Annotated in this window: 15 protein-coding genes; 12 read left to right on the top strand and 3 right to left on the bottom strand. The window is 44.4% G+C overall.

From position 1 onward, the window contains the following. Nucleotides 1–5 precede the first annotated feature (5 nt). From nuoG to CXF62_RS03710, 9 genes are all read left to right on the top strand, one after another. Entirely contained in the window at nt 6–3,086 is a 3,081-nt protein-coding gene (gene nuoG / locus CXF62_RS03750; protein WP_102092973.1) for an NADH-quinone oxidoreductase subunit NuoG, read from the top strand. Between the two features lie 52 nt (nt 3,087–3,138). After that, complete coding sequence (nuoH, locus tag CXF62_RS03745; protein WP_179798733.1) at nt 3,139–4,131, top strand: NADH-quinone oxidoreductase subunit NuoH; 993 nt, start codon at nt 3,139–3,141, stop codon at nt 4,129–4,131. Nucleotides 4,132–4,186: 55 nt separating this feature from the next. Beyond that, on the top strand, nt 4,187–4,735 hold the full coding sequence (nuoI, locus tag CXF62_RS03740) for an NADH-quinone oxidoreductase subunit NuoI (protein ID WP_010198902.1): 549 nt from the start codon (nt 4,187–4,189) through the stop codon (nt 4,733–4,735). Then, the gene (gene nuoJ / locus CXF62_RS03735) at nt 4,732–5,475 is read left to right on the top strand and encodes an NADH-quinone oxidoreductase subunit J (RefSeq protein ID WP_102092972.1); all 744 of its coding nucleotides are present in this window, start codon (nt 4,732–4,734) and stop codon (nt 5,473–5,475) included. Before nuoI ends, nuoJ begins: the two co-directional genes overlap by 4 nt. A 98-nt stretch (nt 5,476–5,573) precedes the next feature. Beyond that, on the top strand, nt 5,574–5,882 hold the full coding sequence (nuoK, locus tag CXF62_RS03730; protein ID WP_025653102.1) for an NADH-quinone oxidoreductase subunit NuoK: 309 nt from the start codon (nt 5,574–5,576) through the stop codon (nt 5,880–5,882). Nucleotides 5,883–5,886: 4 nt separating this feature from the next. Then, nucleotides 5,887–7,761: an NADH-quinone oxidoreductase subunit L gene (gene nuoL, locus CXF62_RS03725; RefSeq protein WP_102092971.1), complete on the top strand. Its 1,875-nt coding sequence runs from the start codon at nt 5,887–5,889 to the stop codon at nt 7,759–7,761. 3 nt (nt 7,762–7,764) lie between these two features. Beyond that, complete coding sequence (nuoM, locus tag CXF62_RS03720) at nt 7,765–9,390, top strand: NADH-quinone oxidoreductase subunit M (protein WP_102092970.1); 1,626 nt, start codon at nt 7,765–7,767, stop codon at nt 9,388–9,390. A gap of 3 nt (nt 9,391–9,393) precedes the next feature. Then, on the top strand, nt 9,394–10,872 hold the full coding sequence (locus tag CXF62_RS03715) for an NADH-quinone oxidoreductase subunit N (RefSeq protein ID WP_102092969.1): 1,479 nt from the start codon (nt 9,394–9,396) through the stop codon (nt 10,870–10,872). Nucleotides 10,873–11,066: 194 nt separating this feature from the next. Continuing rightward, the gene (locus tag CXF62_RS03710) at nt 11,067–11,894 is read left to right on the top strand and encodes a ferredoxin--NADP reductase (protein WP_102092968.1); all 828 of its coding nucleotides are present in this window, start codon (nt 11,067–11,069) and stop codon (nt 11,892–11,894) included. Nucleotides 11,895–12,002: 108 nt separating this feature from the next. Here the strand turns inward: CXF62_RS03710 and CXF62_RS03705 are convergent, their stop codons facing one another. Beyond that, nucleotides 12,003–12,782, bottom strand: coding sequence for a hypothetical protein (locus CXF62_RS03705; RefSeq protein ID WP_227676866.1), 780 nt, complete (start codon nt 12,780–12,782; stop codon nt 12,003–12,005). A 581-nt stretch (nt 12,783–13,363) separates the two neighbouring features. Here CXF62_RS03705 and CXF62_RS03700 point away from each other — a divergent pair. Together CXF62_RS03700 and CXF62_RS03695 are read left to right on the top strand one after the other, a co-directional pair. Next, nucleotides 13,364–14,251, top strand: coding sequence for a TonB family protein (locus CXF62_RS03700; protein ID WP_102092966.1), 888 nt, complete (start codon nt 13,364–13,366; stop codon nt 14,249–14,251). 175 nt (nt 14,252–14,426) lie between these two features. Beyond that, complete coding sequence (locus CXF62_RS03695) at nt 14,427–15,302, top strand: mechanosensitive ion channel family protein (protein WP_102092965.1); 876 nt, start codon at nt 14,427–14,429, stop codon at nt 15,300–15,302. A 49-nt stretch (nt 15,303–15,351) separates the two neighbouring features. On the opposite strand, the gene ybeY is transcribed toward CXF62_RS03695, so the two are convergent. Then, nucleotides 15,352–15,951, bottom strand: a complete 600-nt coding sequence (gene ybeY, locus CXF62_RS03690; protein WP_102092964.1) for an rRNA maturation RNase YbeY — start codon at nt 15,949–15,951, stop codon at nt 15,352–15,354. Nucleotides 15,952–16,269: 318 nt separating this feature from the next. Next, nucleotides 16,270–17,373, bottom strand: a complete 1,104-nt coding sequence (locus CXF62_RS03685) for a PhoH family protein (protein WP_179798643.1) — start codon at nt 17,371–17,373, stop codon at nt 16,270–16,272. A gap of 599 nt (nt 17,374–17,972) precedes the next feature. Between CXF62_RS03685 and CXF62_RS03680 the strand changes: the two genes are divergently transcribed. Then, the gene (locus tag CXF62_RS03680) at nt 17,973–19,301 is read left to right on the top strand and encodes a UbiH/UbiF/VisC/COQ6 family ubiquinone biosynthesis hydroxylase (RefSeq protein WP_102092963.1); all 1,329 of its coding nucleotides are present in this window, start codon (nt 17,973–17,975) and stop codon (nt 19,299–19,301) included. Nucleotides 19,302–19,350 lie beyond the last annotated feature (49 nt).

Genomic DNA, 19,350 nt, shown 5'->3' with positions numbered 1-19,350 from the left:
GCGGCATGGCAGTCATACATATTGATGGGACCACTGTCGAAGTAGATAGCGCAGATAACTTGCTACAAGCCTGCTTATCACTCGGCATTGATGTGCCGTATTTTTGTTATCATCCAGCCCTTGGCTCAGTAGGCTCGTGCCGTCAGTGCGCGGTCAAACAATTCCAAAATAAAGAAGATATGGAAGCGGGTCGCGGTCGCCTTGTGATGTCTTGTATGGTCGCTCCTGGCGATGATATGTACATCTCGGTCACTGACGATGAAGCCAAAGCATTCCGCAAGTCGATGGTTGAGCTACTCATGACCAACCATCCACATGACTGTCCAACCTGTGAAGAAGGTGGGCATTGTCATTTGCAGGACATGACGTATATGTCAGGTCACAGCCGTCGTCGCTATCGCTTTACCAAACGCACACATCATAACCAAGAGCTTGGCCCGTTCATCGCGCATGAAATGAACCGTTGTATCGCTTGCTATCGTTGTGTACGTTTTTATAAAGACTATGCGGGCGGCGAAGATTTGGGCGTTTATGGCTCAAATAATCGTGTTTACTTTGGCCGTGATAAAGATGGTCAGTTTGAAAGCGAGTTTTCAGGCAACTTAACGGAAGTTTGCCCAACCGGTGTGTTTACTGACAAAACACATTCTGAACGTTATAACCGTAAATGGGACATGCAGTATGCGCCAAGCATCTGTCATGGCTGCTCGGCTGGCTGTAATATCTCACCAGGTGAGCGTTATGGTGAATTGCGCCGTATCGAAAACCGCTATAACGGCGAAGTAAACCGCTATTTCTTATGTGACCGTGGCCGCTTTGGTTATGGCTATGTCAATCGTGAAGATCGTCCAACGCAAGCGCTTGAACGTATCAATGATAAGCATGTCAAAATCAATATTGACTACGCACTTGATGAAACCATCAAACGTATCAAAGATAAAAAAGTCATCGGGATTGGCTCACCGCGTGCCAGTTTAGAGACCAACTTTGCGCTAAAAAATCTGGTCGGCTTTGATAACTTCTCAACAGGTTTGAACCATCAGCAGCAAGCACTGGTTAATAAATGTATCGAAGTGCTCAGCACGGAAGGCATTTATAACCCTAGCATGACTGATATCGAAACGCATGATGCCGTGCTCGTATTAGGTGAAGATATCACGCAAACTTCATCACGTGTCGCGCTGTCAGTACGTCAAGCCGCAAAAAATGAAGGCTTGAAAATGGCGGCGGCGCTGCAAACACAACCTTGGCTTGCAGAACCTGTTAAGCGTATCGCTCAAGATGCGCTAAGCCCAGTCTATGTCATCGATGTAACGCAAACTAAGCTAGAAGATATCAGTAAAGTGAGCGTAGTGGCAACTCCTGAAGACATCACTAAACTTGGCTTCAAGGTTGCTGATGAAATCGCTAATTTCGCTGATGATTTAGCAGACATAGCAGATCCACAAACAGCTGAACAAGATACTGATGCAAGTACTGAAACTGACGGTATGCAAGCGTTGGCGCAGCAAATCGCTTATGACTTGATTCAAGCTGATAAGCCTTTAGTTGTCTCGGGTAGTAGCTTGTCTTCTACCGCATTGATAGAAGCAGCGGCACAGATTACCCAAGCGTTGACCCAAAAACGCGCGGCAATCAAAGCGACCGAGCAACAGCAGGTCGAGGCACATAATGCCAAAGTACAGGCAGCCCAAGCGAAAACGGCTAATGACCAACCTGAAGAAGACCAAGATTTATCTGCTAAGCCGAACAAACCTGAAACGGGTGTAAATACAGAAGCTCAAGATGATGTCGAACGTGAGCCTGCTGAAAACCTTGAGTTAAAAGAAGTAAATAACAAGTATCAGGCACAAGCAGGTATCTACCTAACGGTTCCTGATGCCAATAGCATGGGCGTTTGTATGCTTGGCGGTCAGTCAGTTGAAGAACTGCTAGCGACTGATTACGATGTGGTTGTGGTTGCAGAAAACCAGCTAACAGATGCGATTGATGCCAATAAATTGACGCAACTATTGACTGATAAAACGGTCATTGCGTTAGATCATCAGCTCCTTGATTGGCATAAAGACGTCGATATCGTACTGCCAGCGGCGAGCTTTGCAGAAGCGGATGGTACATTGATATCAGCTGAAGGTCGCGCGCAGCGCTTCTTCCAAGTTTACGATAACGAATACTACCATCCGATGAGCAGCATTAAAGAAGGCTGGCGCTGGATACATGCCGTCCATAGTAGTATTGAAGGTCGGGATGTTGACTGGACGCAGCTTGATGATGTGATTAATGCTTTGATAGCAACGCATCCTAAGCTTGCAGCTATCAAGGGCGCCGCGCCTGAAGCTGACTACCGTATAACTGGACTTAAAATTGCGCGCCAACCGCGTCGTTATTCGGGTCGTACTGCTATGCGTGCACCGATCTCAGTACATGAGCCAATGCAGCCAAAAGATTTGGACACTGGTCTAACTTTCTCAATGGAAGGTTATAGCGGTAAAGAAACACCAAGCTCGATGATTCCTTTTGCCAATGCGGCAGGTTGGAACTCACCGCAAGCATGGAACAAATACCAAGACAAAGTTGGCGGTCATCTGAAAAATGGTGATCCAGGTGTGCGTTTGTTCGATCAGCTAGAGCGCCTAGCCACTCGTCAATATGTGGCGCCAGAAGCGATGTCTTCGAATACAACTGATTTGCAGCAAGGCCAAGCGAAACTGGTACCGATTCATAATATCTATGCCAGCTCAATGATGGCATCACGTAGCCCAATCGTCGCAGAGCAGCTGCCAGTTGCAACATGGCGTATCGGTATAGACGATGCCAAGGACTGGAATATTGCTGCTGGTGATTACTTGGCGATAGAAATCGATAAGCAACAAATAACCTTGCCAGTACAGCTGGTCGGTTATTTGGCAGAAGGTTGTATCGGTTACCCAGTCGGGCAAGTGAGCATTATTCACCCATCAATGCCAGCTTCTGTACGTAAAGTGGATGCACCAGTGACGATGATGGGTAGCATGGCTAACGACATGATGAACAATAACGATACTGCGCAAATAAACGCAGCGCCGACCACCACACAGGAGGTGTAATATGCAAGTTACCCGTATTATCCCTGATGTGCCAAGCTTTTTGGCCAATAGCATGAGTTTTGATACTTGGTCTATTCTGTTTTTGGTGGGTCAGTCTTTAGTCATCTTTTTGGTCGTAGTATTGGTTGCCGCGATGATGATTATCTATGAGCGCCGTATGCTGGCCTTATGGCAAGATCGTTATGGTCCAAACCGTGTTGGGCCTTTTGGTTCATTGCAGTTAGTCGCCGATATGCTCAAAATCTTCTTTAAAGAAGATTGGACACCAAACTTTACCGATAAGTTTATGTTCACGTTGGCACCTGCGGTCGCAATGTTTACTGCCTTGGCCTCATTTGCCATCATTCCTATCTCGCCAACGCTTGGCGTGGTTGATTGGGATATCGGTATTCTATTCTTCTTTGCTATGGCAGGTATTGCTGTCTATGCAGTGATGTTCGGTGGTTGGGCTTCTGCCAACAAGTTCTCACTACTCGGTGGTTTGCGCTCAGCAGCACAGACGATCAGTTACGAAGTGTTTCTGGGTTTGTCGTTGATGGGCGTTGTTGCTTTGACAGGTTCGTTTAACTTGCGCGCCATTGTCGAAGCACAAGCAGACGGCTGGTATATCATTCCGCAGTTTTTCGGATTCTTAACTTTTGTCGTGGCTGGTGTAGCCGTCACTCACAGACATCCATTTGACCAACCAGAAGCAGAGCAAGAACTGGCTGAAGGTTATCATGTTGAATATTCTGGCATGAAGTTTGGTATGTTCTTTATTGGTGAGTATGTCAACGTTGTCTTGATTTCTGCATTGATGACTTGCTTGTTCTTTGGCGGTTGGCTTGCGCCGTTCAATTTAGATATTCCATTTATTCCACCAGCTTTTTGGTTCATGATTAAAACGCTGTTCTTTATGACCATGTTTGTTTTGGCTCGAGGCTCACTCATGCGTCCGCGTTATGATCAGGTGATGAACTTTGGCTGGAAAGTATGTCTGCCCGTAACCTTAATCAATCTATTGATTACTGCTGCGGTCATTTTGATCTTTTCCCCAACGTTATAGTCATTACTAGCCATCACTGATGAACTAGGGTAAAGCTGATAAGGATAATAATCTCATGTTTACTACCATAAAAAAGACCGTCATTGGTATATTTACCATTGTCCGCAGCATGTGGATGGTCAATAGTCATGCGCTCAGACCGCGTGATACCATCCTTTATCCTGAAGAGCCGGTACCTGTACCGCCGCGTTTTCGTGGACGTATTGTCCTCACACGTGATCCTGATGGAGACGAGCGCTGTGTCGCTTGTAATTTGTGTGCGGTGGCATGTCCGGTAGGGTGTATCTCATTACAAAAAGCTGAGCGTGAAGACGGCCGCTGGTATCCAGAGTTTTTCCGTATCAATTTCTCACGCTGTATCTTTTGTGGATTGTGTGAAGAAGCCTGTCCAACGACAGCGATTCAAATGACCCCAGATTTTGAGCTGGGTGAATATAAGCGCCAAGACTTGGTCTATGAAAAAGAGCATTTGCTCATTTCAGGACCAGGTAAATACCCTGATTATAACTATTATCGTGTGACAGGTATGGCGGTAGCAGATAAACCAAAAGGCGCAGCACAAAATGAGTCTGCACCGATTGATCTAAGGAGCTTGCTACCATGATGAGTATTTTGAACCATCCTGAACTGGCTGGGTTTTATTCACTTGCAGCAGTGGCAATATTTGCCAGTCTGCGCGTAGTGACTCAGGCCAATCCAGTGCATGCTATCTTATCGATGATTGTGTCGTTGTTAGCAATTGCTGGGATATTTTTTGTATTAGGTGCGCCGTTTGCAGGAGCATTAGAGATTGTTGTTTATGCTGGTGCCATTATGGTGCTATTTGTTTTCGTTATTATGATGCTTAATTTGGGCATGAGTAATGACGAGCGCGAAGAGCGTTGGCTCGATGCAGGAACTTGGGCGATACCGACAGGATTGACGATTATTATCGCGGTTGTGCTATATGCGATGATTGGTCTTAATCATGATGAAGCCGTTATGATGGGTGGCACGACTATCTCTGCCAAAGCAGTCGGTACGGTGCTATTTACCAAATACATTATGCTGGTTGAAGTAGCAGCATTGCTACTATTAGCAGCCTTGGTCGCCGCTTATCATTTAGGTAAAGAGACAGTCGATGACGAGGTCATCGGTAACGATAGCCAAAACTTCAAGCCAAGTGTAGGCAGTATCAAACAATACGACAATGATAGTACGCTTACAAAGCATGATGGCGTAGAAATGGCTAAGCCTTATGAATATAAAGATGTTGACCCGCATGACTATGTAGGTATGAAGGTAGGTACGAGGGCAGGCAGTCAAGTAGGTGCGAATAAAGTTACGCGCAAGGAGTCAGACTAATGGTACTAGCAGCAAGCGTGGCACAAGATGTGTCAAACGTGCCGTTTGCCCACGAGGTGGCAGGCTTAGTACAGCCAGTTGCTGAGGCGCAAAATGTGCTGGGCATGATACCCATGAGCCATGGACTGATTTTGGCAGGTATTTTATTTGCTATCGGTCTGTGCGGCGTCATGGTACGACGTAACTTCCTGTTTATGCTAATGAGTCTTGAGATCATGATGAATGCGGCAGCATTGGCATTTGTAGTAGCAGGTAGTCGCTGGGTCGATCCAGACGGACAGATTATGTTTATCTTTATTTTGACCTTGGCCGCGGCTGAAGCGTCAATTGGTCTGGCAATATTATTGCGTTTTTATCATCAGCGTGGGCATCTCGATGTCGATAGCGCCAATGAGATGAAAGGATGATGTCATGAGTTTATTACCATTAACCTTTATATTCCCGCTCATTGGCTTTTTGATTTTAGCCTTTATGCGCGACAAATTATCAGAGATGGTCGCAGCGATTGTTGGCGTGGGTAGCATGCTGTTATCAGCACTATGCACGCTAGTGGTTAGCTATACCTTTTTGACCACCAATCCAGCTGGAACGGTAATTGAAGTTCCGCTATGGACATGGTTTCAAGTTGGCGATTTTGCGCCACATTTCGGTTTGAGCTTTGATGGTCTTGCATTGACCATGACAGGTGTCATCACTGGGATTGGCTTTTTGATTCATCTGTTTGCCTCTTGGTATATGAAAGGCGACACTGGCTTTGCTCGTTTCTTTAGCTATATGAACTTGTTTGTGGCCAGCATGCTATTGCTAGTCTTGGCAGATAACCTGTTCTTGCTATATCTCGGTTGGGAAGGCGTCGGTATCTGTTCATACTTACTCATTGGTTTTTATTATCATGACAGAGCCAATGGTCGGGCGGCGATGAAAGCCTTTACCGTCACCCGTGTGGGTGATGTGTTCTTAGCCTTTGGTTTGTTTTTATTATTCCGCGAATTTGGCACGCTTAATATTCAAGAGATTATTACGCGCGCTCCGGAAGTGTTTGATATTAACAATCCAACGATGATTCTAACGACCATGATGCTCGTTGGTGGCGCGATGGGTAAATCAGCGCAGTTGCCACTACATACATGGCTTGCTGATGCGATGGCAGGTCCAACACCAGTATCGGCATTGATTCACGCTGCAACGATGGTTACAGCAGGTGTTTATTTAATCGCCCGTCTACATCCATTGTTTGAGCTGACCCCAGGTATCTTGTTGTATTGGGTTGGCGGCGTAGGGGCATTGACGTTGGTCGTTGCTGGATTCTGTGCACTCGCGCAAACAGACATCAAACGTATTCTTGCGTATTCGACCATGAGTCAAATTGGCTATATGTTCTTAGCACTTGGCGTGGGGGCATGGCAAGGGGCAATCTTCCATCTGATGACGCACGCCTTCTTTAAAGCATTGCTGTTCTTATCATCAGGTGCGGTCATCCTTGCGGTACATCATGAGCAAGATATCTTTAAGATGGGTGGTCTACGTAAAAAGATACCATTGGTATTTTGGTGTTATATCGTCGGTGGTGGTGCGCTCGCTGCCATACCTTGGGTTACCGTTGGTTTTTATTCTAAAGAAGCAATTCTTTGGGAAACCTATGCTACAGGTCATCTAGTGTTATTCTATATGGGTGTATTTGGTGCGTTCTTAACGGCCATTTATACGTTCCGTATGATTTGGATTATCTTCTTTGGTGAAGAGAAAACCCATGCTCATAAGCTATCAGGTGTGTCGTATTGGTTGCCTTTAACCGTGTTGCTAGTGCTATCTACAGCAGTTGGTGCTTGGATTACACCGCCATTAGATGGTGTATTGCCAGAGAGCGTTGGCCATCTATTAGAAGTTGCTGGTCAAGCGCATGCTAAACATACCGCAGAGTATATCGCGATGGGTGCCATGGCAGCAGGTTTGATATTGGCCGCACTATTGTATGTCGTCAACAAAGGTCGCTTGCTTACTAGCTTTAAGCGCTCACGTATTGGTGGGGCGCTATATCACTGGTGCTACCATGGCCTAGGCTTCGACGCGCTATATGATGTGATTTTCGTAAAACCCTTTTTATTCATCGGCCGCTTATTAAAAGCCGACCCTATCGATAAAACGTGGTTGCTGTTACCTAAGCTGGCTTCAGCAGGTAATAAAGTATTGTCTGCGACGCAAACAGGGTCTCTTCGAGGTTATGCCACAAGCTTTGGCTTGGGTATGGCTGTATTGCTGGTGCTGGTAATGATGACGGTGGTGTAAAAGATGATTGAGTTACAACAAACGTGGATGCTACCAGCATTAATCGCAATTCCTTTTATTGCAGGATTGCTATGCTGGGTGGTAGAGCGATTTAATAAACGTCTGCCGCGCTGGATTGCCTTGATCGGTATGATGTTGACCTTTGCTTTGTCATTGGTACTTTGGCAGCAAGGTGATTTTAGCGGTATGAGTCAGCAGGTCATTGCACCAGATGCTACCGTGCCTTGGGTCGCGGAGTTCAGTGTGCCATGGATACCAAGTTTTGGTATTAGCTTTCACTTAGCGCTAGATGGTTTGTCATTGATGATGGTGGCCCTAACAGGGTTGCTTGGTGTGGCAGCCGTTGCTTGTTCGTGGAATGAGATTCAGCGCCGTGTTGGTTTCTTCCATTTAAACTTGCTATGGAGTTTGGGCGGCGTCATCGGTGTTTTCTTGGCCATTGACTTATTCTTATTCTTCTTCTTTTGGGAGATGATGCTGGTTCCTATCTACTTCTTGATCGCGCTTTGGGGTCATGATGTGGTTGGCAAAACCAAAGAATACGCCGCAACCAAATTCTTTATCTATACCCAAGCGTCTGGGCTTATCATGCTCATCGGTATTTTGGTATTGGTCATTATCAGCTACGCCCAAACTGGGGTGGTCAGCTTTAACTATAATGACTTGCTCGGTACGTCACTTGGCGGCTGGGAATATCCCATCATGCTGTGCTTCTTCATTGGTTTTGCGGTGAAGTTGCCTATTGTACCTTTTCATGGCTGGTTGCCAGATGCGCATGCGCAAGCACCAACGGCAGGTTCGGTGGATTTGGCAGGTGTGCTCATTAAGACTGCCGCCTATGGTTTGATTCGTTTTGTGTTGCCGCTATTTCCAGTAGCGTCACAAGAGTTTGCGCCGATAGCCATAACATTAGGTACGATTGGTATCTTCTACGGTGCATGGCTTGCGTTTATGCAGACCGATATGAAGCGTTTGCTAGCGTATACCAGTATCTCGCATATGGGCTTTGTGGTACTGGCAATCTATGCTGGTACATTACTCAGCTTACAAGGTCTGATGATTCAGATGCTTGCTCATGGCTTGAGTTCAGCCGCACTATTCATCATGGCAGGACAGCTATATGAGCGTCTGCATACGCGTGATTTGACGTTGATGGGTGGTATGTGGGGACAGTTCCGTTACTACGCACCGATACTGATGTTCTTCTGTGCAGCATTGCTTGGTATTCCAGGCACAGGTAACTTCATTGGCGAGTTCATGATTTTATTCGGCTCATTTGCTCAGTATCCCGTGTTTGTGGTATTTGCGACATTCAGTTTGGTATTAGCAGGTCTTTATTCACTGATTTTGATTCATCGCGCGTTATTTGGTGAAAACAACATCGCTGCATTGGCAGAGCGAGAGACCAAGTCACATGGCTTACCTGCACGTAAACTAAAAGATTTGGGCAAGCGCGAGCTGTCATTACTACTGATATTAGCTGCTGGTTTGGTATGGCTCGGACTGTACCCACAGCCGTTCCTTGATACCTCAAGTCACGCTATGCAGTGGATCAATAACGCATATATATACAGTCAAGTGACACAGGTAGATGCGTCGCAGCTGCTTGATGTAATGGAGGCACGTTAAGTCATGAATGATATTACGATGAATGATTTGATAGGATTGTTGCCTTACGCGCCGATTATCACCGTAGTGATTACGGTACTGACGGTTATGATCGCGATTACCTTTAAACGCTCGCACATGGTCACTGGTACGATTACAGTGGCAGGCTTAAACATTGGTCTATTTACCCTGATCGGTCAGATGATCGGTGTGATTGAAAGCGGATCTATCGCGCCAAATGCTGAGCAGTTATTTGTTATTGATAACTTTGCTCAGTTTAATATGGTGGTGATTTTTATCTGTGCCTTGGCTTGTTGTACGCTGTCTTATGCGTATCTGGCCAACCTAAAAGACAATAAAGAAGAGCTGTACTTGCTCATGCTGCTATCGACCATTGGTGCATTACTCATGGTAAGCGCGCAGCATATGGCGTCATTCTTTATGAGCCTAGAGATGCTATCAGTACCGTTATATGGTTTGCTTGCTTATACTTACATGCGCAACCAGTCACTTGAGTCGGGACTGAAATATTTGGTATTGTCAGCGACTGCATCAGCGACGTTGCTGATGGGTATGGCCTTTATCTATGCAGAAGTAGGCTCACTGGCATTTAAGCCAATCAGCATGGTGCTAGGCAATATCTTTGAGTCGCCACTACTGATATTGGGTGCGGCAATGATGATGTTTGGTATCGCCTTTAAACTCTCAGCTGCTCCTTTCCATATGTGGACACCAGATGTTTATGAAGGTGCACCAGCGCCTATCGCTACCTTTTTAGCATCAGTATCAAAAGTGGCGATGATGGCACTAGCCGTGCGTTTCTTAATCGATACTGCTTTGCTGGCATTGCCATCAGTGCAGATGCTATTAATGGTCATGGCAACTTTATCTATCTTGGTAGGTAACTTGTTGGCAGTACGTCAAACCAGTCTCAAGCGTCTACTCGGTTACTCATCTATTGCCCATATGGGTTATGTGATGATCGTGATTGTCAGCATTGGCTCGGCCGCTGATAGTATCTCTAGTATGTATATGGCAGTTTATGCCTTTACCTCTATTGGTGCCTTTGGTGTAGTGACGTTGATGTCGAGTCCGTATCGCTTATCTGGTGAAGCTGATGAGTTGACGCATTATCAAGGGCTATTCTGGCGTCGTCCATTATTGACCGCTGTCATGACTATCATGATGTTGTCATTGGCTGGTATTCCGTTGACGGCAGGCTTTATCACTAAGCTATTTGCTATCTTAGCTGCGGTACAAGGCACCAACTGGTTCTTGGCTGCGATGATTATCTTGGGCAGTGCGATTGGTCTATTCTACTACTTACGCGTTTTACTCACGCTGTTCAAACGTCCTAAGCAGCTCATCGAGTTTGACGTGTCTGGGCAATGGGGTATTCGTACCGGTGGTATCATGGTCATTGCTGTGACGGCGATTATTCTATTCTTTGGTATCTTGCCAAATAGTATGATTGAGTGGGCAAGTTTGGCTCGCATTTGGTAATGTCGCTGAGTTAATACAACAGATAAGTCGCTGCGATCTATCTGTTGTTACGGTTAAAAAACCAAGATGCGCCAGCTTTATGATAAGCTTGGCGCATCTTTTTTTATGCTTATCTTTTTGGCATTTATCTTCTTTTGCCTATCAAAGATATCTTATAAAAATACAGTTTAATAAAGTATAAGTGACGAATAATTATGAGTGATAATATTCAAACCGTAACGGTGCTCAGTAAAACCACATGGACGCCAAATTTATTTAGCTTTACCGTCAGCCGTCCCGATAGTTTTAAGTTTACAGCGGGGCAGTTTGTACGTTTAGGCGTCAATCCCAGTCAATTAAAATATTACCAGCAGACTGATGCAAGTGATGAAACTGCTGATAGCGCATTGAATGAAGATGTCTTTCGCGCGTATTCGATTGTCTCTTCGCCCTTTGATGAGGTGATAGAGTTTTTCTCTATCGTGATTCCTGATGGTGCATTTACGTCGCAATTGCAGCACTTACAAGTGGGTGATGAACTGCTACTTAATACGATGCCATTTGGATTTTTGACGTTAGCACGTTACCAAAAACCATTGCCCAAAGACTTATGGCTGCTAGCAACAGGGACTGGTTTAGCACCGTTTTTGTCAATGCTGCAAGATTTAAAGACATGGGAAGATTACGAGCACATTGTATTGGCTTATAGCGCACGTTCGCTCGATGAACTTGCTTACGTTGAGAAAATCGAAAGCCTACAAGAAGACTTCGGTACACTGGTTGATAATCCAGCAAAGCTTATCTTTATCCCAACCGTCACTCGTGAGCCTGTCGATGGTGCATTGTCAGAGCGTCTGCCGAAGCTGCTGCTAGAGGGTACGTTGCAAGCGCGCGCGGGTATCGCATTAGATATTGATACTACGCATGTCATGCTATGTGGCAACCCAGATATGGTAGAAGATACCAAAGAGGCATTAAAGACACTGGGACTAGTAATGAATCGCCGCGGTGAGGGTAATATTGCCGTAGAGAACTACTGGTAGTTGACGACTTTAATAAAAAAACGCTGCATCTATAAGGCCAATAACCTCTAAGCTGCAGCGTTTTTTTATGGGATAAAACATTGTCTTATGGGATGAAACATTAGCGACTTACTCTTGGCTTGGTTCAGTCGCATCGTCTACAGGGTTAATAGGGCCTTGCATCAATTCAGGATCATCATCATCACCGATGATATCTTCGTTACTGCTGGCCGCCAGTAAATCACGATAGTTGATTTGAGCCTTCAAAATCATTTGCTCTTCTTCTAGCTCGCCATAATTTATCTGTACCTTGTGCAAAGTACTCATAATTTTTTTGTTGTTTTTTAACCAACGATGGATATCGAGATAAATCACTTCGTCTTTTGCGCGAGCAATATTGACGTACGACAGAATAAAGCCTAAAGGGTCTTTTTTGAGGACGCTATGATAAAACCAAATCGCCAGTTTGACTCCTTGGCGTTTCACGAAAGATTCGCAGCGCAGATTTAATATATCGGTATAAGTTTGCTGACCAAATACAAAGCGCTGCACATTGCGATCGAGTTGGACGTGAACTAAGCTAAAGTTACTTGCCACCTCAGCATAGATGCCGCCTGCATTGACAGTGCAGTACAAACGAAACCAATCATCATGCATCTCGACGCGTAGCTCTAAAATGGCTTTTACATTGTCGGTGACGAATGTTTGTAATGCATCGTTAACGTAAGTCTGTGCTACTGGCAATGACAACTCATCTTCGAACTTGTCCGTCGTCTTATTATAGATATCTTTAACCGATTGGGCGATACGCTCCCAACCACTGCCGAATGACTCGTCAAAACGATAGCCAATACTCTCGAAGAACTCATCAAAATTGTCTGAATTATTCACGTTATCAAAGTCACTCAAACTTATTATCCTTATAGGGCGCGTCATTCAATCGGTGACGTAAAAATGGCTAAACAAACTTTGCAGGCTATCGTTAATTTGAACGAAAGCTAATCATCTATAATTTCTAAATATCTACGACCATTAGTAATTTTTATACTGATAGGTAGCAAAAGCGAAAAACTGACCTCTGATACTAGTGCATAGTGAATCTACATTTACTGTGCTGCTTGATAATCTGCCGTGCCTAATCAACACGATGCACAGTTCTGATTGTTGCAAAGTATCGTGCTACTAATGCTATTATGCTAAAGCAGTATATAACAAATACAGTGGCTTCAAAATGAACACATGCGTTTTATAGCAATTCATTTGGTATAGACAGTGTTTCGTCTGCCTTATATATTCTCAAATGCATGTTTTTCAATCAGCGGATAAGGTTACCAATACTGTATGGCAAATGTCAAAATGCCGTCTCAGTGCTTATACTGGCGACATAATTCTATGTCATGTTATGATAGCGCCAGTATAAATCATGCCCATCGTTACAACACTTGTTAAATAGTGCTTTGTACTGATGTGCTCACAAGCTGAGATTCATTGTGGCCTATATAAAAGACTCACAGAGCTATCATTTTTCCGCGCAAGCGCCCAAGCGCGATATAAGCTTGCCTGTTGCTATTGTTATTGCAGTGGCTGTTCATGTGCTGATTATTTTCGGAATTAGCTTCTCTATGGGAAAAGACCCAGCTGCTATGATGCAAGATGTGGCAAAGGCGCTGACCGACAATATGAAGCCCAATGAAGATGCACACTTTATTGCCAACGCTTCACAAGAGGGCGGCGGTACAATAGAAGAGCAGCTCAGACAAGAGAACAATCAGTTAAGTGCAATGTCTGCTGAGCAAATGAGTGAGACTCAAGATATCGTTAATTTACAGCGTAAAGTACGTCAGCAGCGTTATCAAGAGAGTTATCTGCGTACGACGTTAAGTTGGCGTCAGGCCACTGTAGAGTCGGATAATGACAGCGAGCAAGCGCAAGATGATGCAATGGCGCAAGAAGAGCGGCTACGTAAGCAGATTGCCACCTTAGAAGCTCAGCTATCTCAGCGTCAGCAGGTCTACGCAACCAAATCCAAAGTCGTGACGATGGATAGTAATTCGACCACACGGGGTGCGGCAGCAGACTATATCAATACATTCCGTGAGCATGTCGAGCGAGTGGGCAACTTGCATTATCCCGTGCAAGCGCGTGCCCAAGGCATTACGGGCGAAGTACGGCTAATGGTTATCATCAGTAACGACGGCAATATCAAAGCCATTCGACTGCTTGAAAGCTCGAACTCTACGATATTGGATGAAGCGGCCAAGCAGTCGGTACGACAAGCTGCACCCTTTGGTAAATTCACCGAAGATATGAGCGATATCGTCGAGCTGCGCTTGATACGTACTTACCGCTATAGTGATACAGTCGAAGTAACGTACTAAGGTTAATGTATTTATGCACTAAGAAGACAAGCACTAAGAAAAAAGCTACTGAAAATAAAGTTGCTGAAAAAATATCACCGAAAATACAATTGTTAAGAATAACACTTAACGCACCATTTTTTATCATTACAGATACCCAAGTTCATAACACACAGCTATAAAATAAAGAGTCAGTATGGAATTTTTAGGTTTTACCGTCGATGTCGCTACCTTAACGAGCAATGCCCTAGAGTTGGTCATTAAAGTCGCTTTAGCAATACTTATATTTATCGTTGGACGTTGGCTTGCCAAAAAGGCAGTCGCTTTTTCCGATCGCTTGATGACGCGTAGCCATCTGGACGAGACAGTTGCTAGTTTTTTAAGTCGTCTATTGTATGGCGTGCTACTGGTCGTAGTGATTTTAGCTGCACTTAGCAAAGTCGGTGTACAGACTACTTCGGTCGTTGCGATCTTAGGTGGTGCCGCTGTCGCCGTTGGTTTGTCATTAAAAGACCAGCTATCAAATTTTGCCGCTGGTATTATGATTGTGACGTTTCGCCCGTTTGTACGCGGCGATTACGTACAGATTAGTAGCTACACAGGTACGGTGACTGAGATTACTTTGGTTAATACCCATCTGACGACCATTAACAATCATGATATCATCATTCCTAATAGCGATATCACGACTTCACCTGTGGTTAATTATACAGCGCTACCCAATCGCCGCGTCGATATCACCGTCGGTATTGGCTACGATGCTGATATCAAAACGGCTAAAGACGTGATGTTAAGTCTGGCAAGAAATAACCCATTGGCTTTTACTGATCCTGAACCTATCGTACGAGTGACCAATCTAGGCGATAATTCAGTCGATCTTACCCTAAACGTTTGGACAACCAATGCCGACTGGTGGTCGATGCAATGCGAGCTACTAGAGCAATTCAAGCAAGCTCTAGATGATGAGAAAATCGAGATTCCATTCCCGCAGCGCAGTGTCCATGTTAAAGGCTTAGATCATATGATCAACCAAATGGGTCAAGCGCAAAAATTGCCATTATCTAAAGATTGATTGATAGCTGTCTAAGAGTTAGAAGACTGTTTAATGAAGCAGTGCTAGTTTAGATATAAGGATTTGGTAGGTTTAGGCCTGCCAAAATATCAATTTCAAAGTACTCCATCTCATCTTGTTCAGCTTGTCCGAGCTCATGATCAAAACCTAGTAGGTGTAGCACGCCATGCACTAGCAAATGGCTGATGTGCTGCGCCACTGTTTTGTCCTGTTCAGCCGCTTCACGTACCATCACTTCATGACAGATAACCAGCTCTCCAAGAGGCAATGTTGGCATCAGCTCAATGACGGCTGCAGGTAATTCGCTTGGATAAGACAAAATATTGGTCGCATAGTCCTTGCCGCGTGCTTCTAGATTTAAAGCACGGCCTTCGAATTCATCAGTGATATATATATCTAGTGTTTTAGACTTTTCCTGCCAAAGCTCAGGAACAATATCTGCAAAATAGGGTAGGGTCAGACCAGTATTAATACGACCATCTATATAATCTAAAGTCGCCATCATGACTGATAGTAAATGCTCGCGATTATAAAAAGTATCTAATATTTCATCATCAATACTGTCGGTCGCACTGATATCAAGTGCTGCTAAGCTGGCATGGTTGCTAGCGATCTTGTCATCGACATTAGTATTGTCAGGTTGGCTCATATTGCTGTCCTTTTTATTATAAATAAATGCGTTTCTAATGCTGCATCGTCTAGGTGATTTATTTGCCAGTTTTTTACCATAAAAGCAGCTCAATCACTGTTTATCTCATCGCTAAATTGTTGGCTAATAAATAGAGGCCAATGTATAAAATGTATAAAGGCTACTATAGCTAAGTTACTGGTGGGCGACTAGTAGCGAAAGAGCTAAATTCAATAAACTGTCAGTAAGAAAAAACCGGACTACTTTTAGTAATCCGGTTTTCTTATGCAAGATAAATGCTTATAGCAAATGACTGTAATTCAGTGATTAGCTTGATTATTACAGATTGGCTGCTGCATTAGCGACAGCTTGTCTACGCTCTTGTTCTTTAATACGTTCAAACTTACGTTTTTCTTCTAAAGCCATTTGTTCTTCATCAAACACATCATAGGCTTCAACGATTTGTTGTACCAATTGATGTCGTACGACGTCTTTTGAATCAAACTTTGTGATATGAATCTCTTCGATATCCTTTAGAATATCCATTGCTTGTGCCAAGCCTGATTTGTGACCACGTGGCAAATCGACCTGAGTAATGTCACCAGTAATGACGGCACGTGAGCCAAAGCCCAAACGGGTCAAAAACATTTTCATCTGTTCAGGCGTGGTATTTTGCGCTTCATCTAGAATGACAAATGAGTTATTCAAAGTACGACCACGCATATAAGCAAGCGGTGCCACTTCGATAATCTGACGCTCAATCATTTTACCGACTTTTTCAAAGCCTATCATCTCATAGAGTGCGTCATATAGCGGGCGTAAGTACGGATCGATTTTTTGGGTCAAATCACCTGGCAAGAAGCCCAACTTTTCGCCAGCTTCTACTGCTGGACGTACTAGCAAAATACGCTCAATCTCATTACGCTCAAGCATATCGACGGCACATGCCACTGCTAGATACGTTTTACCCGTACCAGCTGGCCCAATACCAAACGATACATCAGAGCTCAGGACGTTTTTTACGTAGCGCTGTTGGTTGCCACCACGCGGAACGATGCGGCCTTTACGTGTACGTAAACTGATGGGCGTAAACTCGCTAGCCTCATCCAAATCTTCATCATATTCCATGTCATCGTGATCTTGTTCGTCTTCTTCGATGTCTTCATCACGAGAGAGGCTAGATTGGATGATAAGATGCAGCTCTTCTGCACTGATGTCTTTGGTGTTCTGTGCTTCATCTACCATTTTGTAGATAATACGTTCACCGCGTTCGACATTGGTCACATCGCCACTCAGGCAAAAATCGCCTTGGCGCTGCATGATTTTAATATCGAGGCGTTCTTGGATATATTTCATGTGATTGTTATATTCACCAAGCACGGTTTTTAGCTGTGCTGGGGTCAATGATTCAAACTTTATACGGCGGCTCATGGAATCAGTCAAGCGATTATCCTTTTATTGTGTACCCGACGCTATGATTTGGTTTTAATTGCGTGGCGGGTTGCAGAGATAAAATAGTTAGTGGAATTACAGTGTTTAGGTGATAAAAAGATTGTAGATGATAAAAATGACGGCGTTATTATTGTTGTTTTTGTGGAAGGTAGTAAATAAAAGTAATGAAAGTCTTGCCTTCATTATGGTAGAGAATTTTTAAATTTCAAGCCATACATTAGATAGATAACGCTGTTTTTGTATGCTGATTGCAACTGCTACAGCGATTTTCTATAGATCGATTCGATGTTGCTATCAGTTCTATATAATTCATCGCTACCCATCATGTGATAGTGCTTTAATAAAATTAATATATTTGGGTTTTATAAATATAAACCTCGTTTACGATGAGAGTGGAGAAACGATTTGTCTACTGTTAAGACCACGGCATAATAGACAATTTGTGGTAATCTATGGGCGATACCATAGGTTGCTGCAACCTATCTAACAACAGCAGCGACATGATAAAAATTATAAAATAAAGTCAGTGACGAGCAGTTGTCTATCATAAATAAACTGCTTGTCCAAAAAATTATAATAGGAAAATCACGATGCAAGATACTGATTCACATTTATCCAATACTGACAGCATACCTAAAAAGTTCGACAGCATATCTAAAAACAAAGAAGCGATAACCGACCAGCAAGTGCTTATCGCAGGTGGTGGTCATGTTGGTTTGTCTTTTGCATTGCTATTGGCCCATCACGGTATTGCGAGCACCTTGTTAGAAAAAAACAGCTATCCAACCATCAGTCCAACGGATGATAGTACTCGCAGCCATTATTTAGACAGTCGCAATACGGCTTTATCGCGGCGCACGGTACAAATATATCAAGAGATTGGACTGTGGGATGAATTACAGAGCCATGCCTGCCGTATCGACACTGTACAGATTAGTGAGCAAGGCAGCTTTGGGCGCGCGCAGCTAAATAAAGCAGAAGAGCGCGTTGAGTCATTTGGGCAAGTCATCGAAAACGCTTGGCTGGGTCGTAAACTTTTATTAGCCGCACAGCAAGCGCCATTAATTACCTTGATAGATAATGCCAATGTGACGACTGTCCAGCAGCAAGCCGATAGTGTGACACTTAGCTTTAATTATAACGATGAAGCCGAAAACGAGCAGCAGCTACAAGCTAGCGTATTAGTCGCTTGTGATGGACGCGATTCTACAGTACGACAATTGCTAGATATCGGTACAACTACGTATGACTATCAGCAAACGGCCATCGTCGGCGTAGTAGAGACAGATACGCCACACGAGCATGCAGCGATTGAGCGTTTTAGTCCAGCTGGCCCACTTGCTGTGCTCCCACTGACTGATCCAGAAGGCGATGGCAACGATGAGTATCAGCAAGGTTACAGGCGCTCTGTCGTGTGGGTATGCCCAACAGGTGAAGAAACCAGATATTTAGAAGACGACGCCCATTTCTTGCAGACCCTACAGCAAGCCTTTGGACAACGCGCTGGCAAGTTTATCGCTGCTGGTCGCCGCGGCGCCTATCCATTGACCCGCGTACTAGCGGATAAGCAAGTAGAAGGGCGCTGCGTCATTATGGGCAATGCCGCTCATACTCTGCATCCTGTCGCTGGCCAAGGCTTTAATCTCTGTATGCGAGATGCGCATGTGCTGGCACAAATGCTAAATGCACAAGTGCTCAAAGGCGCAGATATCGGTGATGCACAGTTATTAAAGCGTTATGAGAAAGCACGTCAAACCGACCAGAAGCGAGTGATTCGTTTTTGTGATGCGGTAGTACATGGCTTCACGCATCCTAACCCAGCGATTAAGCTGGTACGAAATATGGCTTTGTTGGCCTTTGATAAATTGCCAAATATTAAACCACTAGTCGCCACTTATGCGATGGGTCTAAAATCATAGTGCTATAGTTAAATCCTCTTTAAAAGAGTGACAGCGTTAACCTCGCTTA

Origin of the sequence: Psychrobacter sp. MES7-P7E (assembly GCF_002863645.1) — a bacterium.
Taxonomy (GTDB): Bacteria; Pseudomonadota; Gammaproteobacteria; order Pseudomonadales; family Moraxellaceae; genus Psychrobacter.
Note: the sequence above shows the minus strand (reverse complement) of the source record. Positions and strands in the feature narration are given on the sequence as shown.

What these genes read in the sequence shown, in the direction of transcription:
- nuoI (WP_010198902.1), top strand. Translation starts at nt 4,187, where the DNA reads ATGTTTACTACCATAAAAAAGACCGTCATTGGTATATTTACCATTGTC.
- nuoG (WP_102092973.1), top strand. Translation starts at nt 6, where the DNA reads ATGGCAGTCATACATATTGATGGGACCACTGTCGAAGTAGATAGCGCA.
- CXF62_RS03715 (WP_102092969.1), top strand. Translation starts at nt 9,394, where the DNA reads ATGAATGATATTACGATGAATGATTTGATAGGATTGTTGCCTTACGCG.
- nuoL (WP_102092971.1), top strand. Translation starts at nt 5,887, where the DNA reads ATGAGTTTATTACCATTAACCTTTATATTCCCGCTCATTGGCTTTTTG.
- nuoJ (WP_102092972.1), top strand. Translation starts at nt 4,732, where the DNA reads ATGATGAGTATTTTGAACCATCCTGAACTGGCTGGGTTTTATTCACTT.
- CXF62_RS03680 (WP_102092963.1), top strand. Translation starts at nt 17,973, where the DNA reads ATGCAAGATACTGATTCACATTTATCCAATACTGACAGCATACCTAAA.
- CXF62_RS03695 (WP_102092965.1), top strand. Translation starts at nt 14,427, where the DNA reads ATGGAATTTTTAGGTTTTACCGTCGATGTCGCTACCTTAACGAGCAAT.
- CXF62_RS03710 (WP_102092968.1), top strand. Translation starts at nt 11,067, where the DNA reads ATGAGTGATAATATTCAAACCGTAACGGTGCTCAGTAAAACCACATGG.
- ybeY (WP_102092964.1), bottom strand. Translation starts at nt 15,951, where the DNA reads ATGAGCCAACCTGACAATACTAATGTCGATGACAAGATCGCTAGCAAC.
- nuoM (WP_102092970.1), top strand. Translation starts at nt 7,765, where the DNA reads ATGATTGAGTTACAACAAACGTGGATGCTACCAGCATTAATCGCAATT.
- nuoH (WP_179798733.1), top strand. Translation starts at nt 3,139, where the DNA reads ATGAGTTTTGATACTTGGTCTATTCTGTTTTTGGTGGGTCAGTCTTTA.